General features: G+C 35.3%; 1 protein-coding gene. It reads left to right on the forward strand.

All coding sequences use genetic code 11. The features are described from left to right. Positions 1-1,130: 1,130 nt before the first annotated feature. A complete protein-coding gene (locus EXA13_RS16435; RefSeq protein ID WP_269135274.1) occupies positions 1,131-1,580 on the forward strand; it encodes a tlde1 domain-containing protein in 450 nt (149 codons plus the stop codon). Positions 1,581-2,149 lie beyond the last annotated feature (569 nt).

Genomic DNA, 2,149 nt, shown 5'->3' on the forward strand with positions numbered 1-2,149 from the left:
CAGCGTTGGGCTATGTGAGTCCAGTGGTGTTTGAAAGTGTGTAGTTATGTTGTGTCCACTTTTCGTGGGGTACACTACTTTGAACTTAGCTTCTAGTTTGTCTGTTTGATACTTTTAACTGATTGTTTTTTATTAGTTATTTTTTAATTTATAAACCCAGTTGTGTTCATATTGGCTTCGTTTCCGTCTTCTTGTTCTTCGAGTTTTCAGTCTTTTCTCAATGGTAAAGCGAGTTTGCGTTCAGCTTGTCTATAGTCATGATCCGCAGAATCAAGTGGCTTTTGTTATTGCCAGAGTTTTTTCTACTGGGTCAATGCTGACTTTTCGTATAAGTTAAATCGTGTTTGGCGATGCTATTTTTGGTAATGCTTTGAAATAGTTAGCAAAGTTACATAACAAAGCATTTAAGAGGGACAATCAACGCGTGGCACTTTTGTTTTGGGTGAGCATTTGAGGTTACGGCTGGTTAGTTTAAGTTCGGTTGTTAGCGTTGCTTGCCCCTTAATGCGGCGTTATGTAACAGTAGAGAAAAATTTCTCAATATATTGAAAGTTAAAGTTTTTTCATGGTTTTTTTACTTTGAATTTAGCTTTTACTTTGTATATTCGATACTTTCAACTGATTGTTTTAATCGGTTATTCATACGTTTTTAAAGTCAGTCTTATTCATATTGGCTTAGTTTCCGTCTTCTTGTTCTTCAAGTTTTCAGTCTTTTCTCAATGGTTAAGTGAGTTTGCGATAGGTTTGGTGGCAGTTATTTTTTTCTTTGGACTAGGGCTCGCAGTTTCGTTTTTGTCACGTAAATTCTACTGGGTTACTGCTAACTTTTCATGTAAGTTAAACGGTATTTGGCAATGCTGTTCTTTGTAATGCTTTGAAATGGTTAGTAAAGTTACATAACAAAGCATTTAAGAGGGACAATCAACGCGTGGCATTTTTGGTTTGGGTGAGCATTTGAGGTTACGGCTGGTTAGTTTTAGTGCAGCTGTTAGCGTTGCTTGCCCCTTAATGCGGCGTTAGTTTGCAGTAGATCAATATCACAATATTTGTTGGAAAATATTTTTTATCCTATAGATTTTATTTATATGTGCAATAATGCATATTTGAATTTTTAAGTTATGAGTAAAAGGATGAAACTTACATTTAGTATTACTAACCAGAGATTAATATTAACAACACCTTCCTACTCTTTCTCTATCAGGGCTACTAGTGGTAAAGGCAGTTGCATGAATATTGCAACTCAAGCTTGTCAAATGACACCTTATAGGGGAGCAATTCCTGTGGGAATGTATTACCTGAAACCTAGAGAATTAAGTAACCCTAATGCTATTGGTGACTTAATTAGAACGTATAGGCCTGATAATCCAGGAGATTGGGGTGATTGGCGTATCCGTATTCATGCTAAACCTACAACGAAGACTTGGGGGAGAGACAAATTTTTTATTCATGGCGGTAGTTTTGATGGCTCAGCTGGATGTATTGATATAGGTGGTGGCCTATGGGGGAATGCTCAAACAGATCGCCTAGCTAGTCTAATCTCAGCATCTAAGGTAAATATAGATCTGGAGGTTATCGAATAATTATGGACCATTTAAAGACCTTGGTTGGTTACTTCTTTATAGTCTTAATTCTAGTTAAAGGTGTTAGTTATATTATCGCTAATGATTTACTATCAATATTTATTGTGTATTTAATTGCAGTTATTTACTCATATTTCTATGTGAAACATATAAGTCTAATAGCGATTTCAGCAATAGTTTACTTTTTAATATTTATTTTAGATTGGTCATCGGGTTTAAATTTTATTGTAACTGAAAAAGTAGATTCTATCGTAATTGGAATTGGTTCATCTTTCATGTTTGTTCTACCAATGGGTATTGGTATATTACTCTATTATTTTATAAAAAGTATCAGAAAATTAGTTGGATGAGAATTTTATAGTTATATTATGAACAAACTAACAAAGCATTAAAGGTGGACAATCAACGCGTGGCATTTTTTGGTTTGGGTGGGTATTTGAGGTTACGGCAGGCTAGTTTGAGCGCAGTGGTTTGCGTTGTTTGCCCCTTAATGCGGCGTTATGCGACTAGGGAGAATGCATGAAAAAGTCGAATCTAATCATATTGATAATAGCGTGCGGACTTGGTTA

It is taken from the genome of Vibrio cincinnatiensis (genome assembly GCF_022113815.1).
Lineage (GTDB): Bacteria > Pseudomonadota > Gammaproteobacteria > Enterobacterales > Vibrionaceae > Vibrio > Vibrio cincinnatiensis_A.